This window comes from Dialister micraerophilus DSM 19965 (genome assembly GCF_000194985.1).
Classification (GTDB): domain Bacteria; phylum Bacillota; class Negativicutes; order Veillonellales; family Dialisteraceae; genus Dialister; species Dialister micraerophilus.
The window spans coordinates 1,267,211-1,272,504 of the sequence record NZ_GL878519.1 but is presented as its reverse complement, the minus strand read 5'-3'; the positions used below and the strand labels follow the sequence as shown (position 1 = coordinate 1,272,504).

General features: G+C 31.3%; 6 protein-coding genes and 1 other RNA gene. All 7 read right to left on the bottom strand.

Annotated features, from left to right (window positions below):
- Nucleotides 1–382: 382 nt before the first annotated feature.
- Nucleotides 383–1,021 (bottom strand): thiamine phosphate synthase, encoded by a 639-nt coding sequence (gene thiE / locus HMPREF9083_RS06065; protein WP_007556514.1) that lies wholly within the window; start codon nt 1,019–1,021, stop codon nt 383–385.
- Nucleotides 1,011–1,814, bottom strand: coding sequence for a hydroxyethylthiazole kinase (thiM, locus tag HMPREF9083_RS06060; RefSeq protein WP_155800649.1), 804 nt, complete (start codon nt 1,812–1,814; stop codon nt 1,011–1,013). Before thiM ends, thiE begins: the two co-directional genes overlap by 11 nt.
- Before the next feature lie 69 nt (nt 1,815–1,883).
- The gene (locus HMPREF9083_RS06055) at nt 1,884–2,201 is read right to left on the bottom strand and encodes a thioredoxin family protein (RefSeq protein WP_007556511.1); all 318 of its coding nucleotides are present in this window, start codon (nt 2,199–2,201) and stop codon (nt 1,884–1,886) included.
- Nucleotides 2,202–2,299: 98 nt separating this feature from the next.
- Nucleotides 2,300–2,641: a transfer-messenger RNA gene (gene ssrA, locus HMPREF9083_RS06350) on the bottom strand.
- 58 nt (nt 2,642–2,699) lie between these two features.
- Entirely contained in the window at nt 2,700–3,623 is a 924-nt protein-coding gene (locus tag HMPREF9083_RS06050) for an RluA family pseudouridine synthase (protein ID WP_007556510.1), read from the bottom strand.
- Nucleotides 3,623–4,054: a signal peptidase II gene (lspA, locus tag HMPREF9083_RS06045; RefSeq protein ID WP_007556509.1), complete on the bottom strand. Its 432-nt coding sequence runs from the start codon at nt 4,052–4,054 to the stop codon at nt 3,623–3,625. Before lspA ends, HMPREF9083_RS06050 begins: the two co-directional genes overlap by 1 nt.
- A 69-nt stretch (nt 4,055–4,123) precedes the next feature.
- Entirely contained in the window at nt 4,124–5,101 is a 978-nt protein-coding gene (locus HMPREF9083_RS06040; RefSeq protein WP_007556508.1) for a 3D domain-containing protein, read from the bottom strand.
- Nucleotides 5,102–5,294: the final 193 nt, after the last annotated feature.

Genomic DNA, 5,294 nt, shown 5'->3' with positions numbered 1-5,294 from the left:
CTCTTTATGCGACTCCAATAATATACCATACTTTCAATTATCTGTCAAATCTATATAAATTAACTTTTATTTGAAAATACTTTATGTATGATATCAGTCTAATAAGCTTTTGTCAAACACTGATTTAAAAACAAATTTAATATAATCTGAATTAACCATAAAAACACTAAAATATTAAATTAAAAACAGAATTATCGCACAAAACAATATAAATTACATATAATGAGTTAAGCTCAACAAATAGATACAAACAAAAATATGTCGTTGCAGGTAATTTGGCACGTGCTTATACATTAGATAATATAAAATCCGCTTGTGTAAATAATGGCATGGTTATTTTATGAGATTAATCCATATAAAATACGGTAATGTGATTAACTCATTACCGTATTTTTACTTTTTGTATTTCTTCTATTAAATCTTTGCTAGCTTTGCCTGAATCTTTCTCACTCATTATTGCGGATACTACTGCAAATCCATCAACTTTAATTTTTGAAAAAAGCGAAATAGTTTTACAATTTATTCCTCCAATTACAACTATAGGTATGTCAACGTTTTCTCTTATTTTCTTTAGTTCCTTCATACTTGTGACATCCGCATCCGGTTTTGTTTGAGTGGCAAACATTGCCCCTACTCCTAAATAATCTGCTCCATCTTCATAAGCTTTTTTTGCTTCAGTTAGATTTGATGCTGAAATTCCAAGTATTTTATTTTGTCCTATTATTTTTCTTGCAATATCTGCAGGCATATCGGACTGACCCAAATGTACACCTGCAGCATCTATCGCAAGCATTATATCTATACGATCGTTTATAATAAGCGGAACATTATATTTATCAGTAAGTTCTTTAACTTTTAAAGCTTTTTTATAGAATAAATTTGTTTCTAATTTTTTTTCACGTAATTGTACAGTTGTCACTCCATTACAAATTGCTTTTTCAATTTTATAACAGAATTTTTCAAAATCAGAAACATGATTATAGGTTACAAGATATAAAGTATAATCTATATTATTTTTCATTCCAATTACCGTTCAATTCTATAGTTTCAGGGGTAATTTTACTTATTTCATCTATTATTCCCATATGAAAATGTCCTAAACCTTCGTATTTGTATTTATCCCAAGCATTTTCACCGGCAATTCCCATAGTTAAAATAGCAGCAACGGTAGCTTCAAATATATTATCTTTATTTGCACCTACAAAAGTTCCGATTAAAGAACTGCACATACATCCTGAGCCTGTGATATTAGACATTTCTTTGCAACCGTTATAAATTTCAACAATTTTCTCACCATCAGTAATTCTATCGACTTTCCCTGTTACTGCAATTACAGTTTTAAATTTTTCGGCAATATTTTTTAAATATTCATTTAAATTCTTGATACTTATATCTGAAGAATCTACACCTTTTGTAACAACAGATTTACCAGATAATGCAAGTATCTCAGATAAATTTCCTCTTATAACAGACATATTTACATTTTTTATCAATAATTCCGACATTTCATTTCTAAAAGCGGTTGCTCCGCATCCAACAGGGTCAAATACAACCGGAATATCTAATGAATTTGCTTTTTTACCGGCTTTTATCATCGAATTTATTTTATCTGCATTAAGTGTTCCTATATTTAAAACCAATGATGATGCTATTGATGCCATTTGAGACGCTTCATCAATTGCATCCGCCATTACCGGCGAACCTCCAATCGCCAAAGTAACATTTGCACAATCATTTACCGTTACATAGTTAGTAATATGATGAACTAAAGGTTTTGTTTTATTTATATCTTCCAATATCTTTTTAATATTCAAAGTTACCTCCAATTACCGCACAACAAAACTACTTAAACAATCCTAAGTCAATCATACCACTTAAAATATCTATTTTAAACTTTTACTGAAAAATTCTTTCAATTGTACATATCCTACAGTTCCGTATCCTATAATTCCATCAATAAATTTACCTTCTTTAAATATCGTTATATATGGTATAGTTTCTACACTGTAACGTTCCGCAAGCTCTTGATTGTCATCAGTATTTACAATATATATCGGTGTAGTTATTTCATTAGATATTTTTTCTACAACAGGTTTTATTTTTCTACAATATCCGCACCAAGGTGCACTGAACATTACAATAGTTTCTCCTTCAGCAATAATAGAATCAAATTTTTCTGTTCCGGTAATAGATTTAATCATAATAACCCCCTACAAATCAACATTTTTAAATATACTATTATAACTATATCATAATTAATAAAAAATAAAAAACAGAGCAAATCGCTCTGTTCAATTACTGGTGGAGACGAGGGGAGTCGAACCCCTGTCCAAAAAGCCTGCCCCATAAACTTCTCCGAGTGCAGTTATCGTTTTTATTTAAATGAAAAATCGTACGATAACGAACTATTTTCATCGAGTTCAGTTATGTTTCCCTCTGTACTACTGAACATTATACATCGGTATCCTGTTAGTTGATGCCTCAAAAAAGCCACAGGAAAACTTTAGTGAGACATTAGCATTAAGCTGCTAAAGCAAATTCTTGTTTTGCTTTTATATTTTTCCACCGTTTTACGGGGTTGATGGAATCCCGACTCGCTATTTATGATACAAAGACTCCATGTCGAAGCCGGTACGTCCCCGTATTGTCTCACTTTTATATAAGTTTACTTAATACAAATTAAATTGTCAAAATATAATTTATATATTTTCTTTTCTTGCTATTTCCAAACACTTTTTCATATCTTCCGGAAGCGGTGCTTCAAATTTCATAATTTTTCCTGTTAAAGGATGTTTTAATTCTAAAGTAAAGGAATGAAGTGCTTGACCTTGTATCGGAAAATTATCTTTTTTTCTACCATACAATGGATCATTTATTACCGGATGTCCTATATAAGACATATGAACACGAATTTGGTGTGTTCTACCTGTTTCCAATTTGCATTCGAGCAAAGAATATTTAGGCATAAATTCCAAAACGTGAAAATGTGTTATCGCATTTTTACCCGTTTTAGGTTGCACATCCCATTTCATTCTATCTTTTAAACTTCTTCCCAACGGTAAATCAATTTTTCCATCAGGCCCCTCCATTTGTCCATGTACCAATGTCAAATATGTCCTCTTGGCTTCATGTGTTGCTATTTCATTTTTTACTTTTTCATACGCAATATCGGATTTAACTGCTACCATAACACCTGATGTGTCTTTATCTAATCGATGAACTATTCCGGGACGAGTTTTTTCTCCAACTTTTAAAAGACTTTCTCCACAATGATACAGTAATGCATTTACCAAAGTATTATCGATATTGCCTGCTCCGGGATGAACTACCATTCCTCTAGATTTATTAATTACAATAATATGCTCATCTTCGTATAAAATATCCAGCTTTATTTTTTGAGGTATTAATTCAATTTCTTTCTTTTCTTCCCATGAAAATTGAATTTTTTCTTTATCTGAAATATGATAATTTGATCTTACCATACGATTTGGTAATGATATCGCATATCCCTCTTTAATCCATTTTTGAACTTCAGAGCGTGTTAATCCGCTTACTTCTTTTAAAAATTGATCAAGTCTCATACCATCTTGTTTTTCATCTACTTCATATATATGTATATTCATTAATTATGTCTCCAAAAATAATAAACAATAAACATAACTCCAATACAAATAGCAACATCTGCTACGTTAAAAATAGGCCAAATTCTTAAATCTAAAAAATCTACAACTCCGGATATACGCACACGATCTATTGCATTTCCAAAAGCTCCTCCAAGAAGTAATCCTATTCCTATAGAAAAATATATCGGCTTTATAGGTATTCTTTTTCTATATATGACAAATATACAAAATAATATAAAAACAATACTCAAAAAAAACCAGTCTTTATGAGGTAAAATTCCAAATGCCGCTCCACGATTAATTATATATGTAAGGTGAAACACATCCGGAATAACAGGAACAGTTTGACCATATTGCATAAAATTTTGAATCAAATATTTCGTCAGTTGATCAAATATTACAATAAAAAAAGCTACAACTACGGTAATCATAAATCCTCCTGAGTCTTAATTATATCATAGAAATACAGTATTAATAAAAGTCGGCATAGCCGACTTTTATTAATACTGTACAAATACTTCAATATTTTTTCTACCGAACGCGTAGCAATCGTAATATGTGTCCATACATAAATCTATTCTGTCACCTATAATTGCTCCACCTGTATCTTCCGCTACAGCCTCACCATATCCGAGCACATACACTTTACTTCCTAAAGGTATCACAGAAGGATCTACAGCCACTACACCATGACCGGCCCTTGTACCTGTAGCGGTAATTCCTCTTCCATCTCCATCCATGGGATGATAAGCGGTAGCAGACATTACCTTTACCCAACCTACTGTACCATTTTGATTTCCGGTTTTAGCTATTCCCTTTTCACCTTCATCAATCACTTTAGATTTTAATACTTCCGTTTTTATAACTTTACCATCGGAAATAAATTCCTCAACTCTGGTATTTCTTATTCCTGTTCGTCCTTCTTGAACTACAACTTGTTCATCACTATTCAAAGTGGAATCATACCATTTTACATAAGATACAGGAATTTCTTCCGTTTTTTCTACAATCTTTACTTCATATGGTATAACATGTATTTCCATACCGGAACGAACACGAGAAAGTCCGTCTTCAACAGGCATAATTTTGTGCCAATCATATCCAGCATCATTTACTGCACCTTGCACTGTCTGTTGTGTTGTGTAAATAACACGAATACTTCCCTTATAATTAATTTTTACAGGAATTGCTCTTTCAATTACCAAAACAGAACCGTCTTCTACATTCCCTGAACTGGCCCAAAATTTATCATAAGAACTTAACTTTATCCCTGCCGCATCTAAAACTTTTCTGTAATCAGATTCATTAGTTTTAAATGGTATCTTTTTGTCACCATCATATATAGAAATAGATTTGTATTCAATTTTATTGTTTGTTTCATTAATTCCAAAAGCAGATACCGAATTCATCATAGTTGATGTAATAATGATTGTTCCTAAAAATATTGCTCTTGCTTTTTTCATGCTAAAAACTGCCATAATCACCTCTCCTATGTCGGTTATTCTACCATAGATAGACTTTTTGTCAAATGACTATAGGTTAACAATACCAATTTATTCGATTTTTCCTATTATATCTATTTAAATCAGTTGATAAACAAGTTTTTATCACATATCCTTTTATATCAAAATTTATCAAAAAACAATAAAAAGGCAGATAACATCTGCCTTT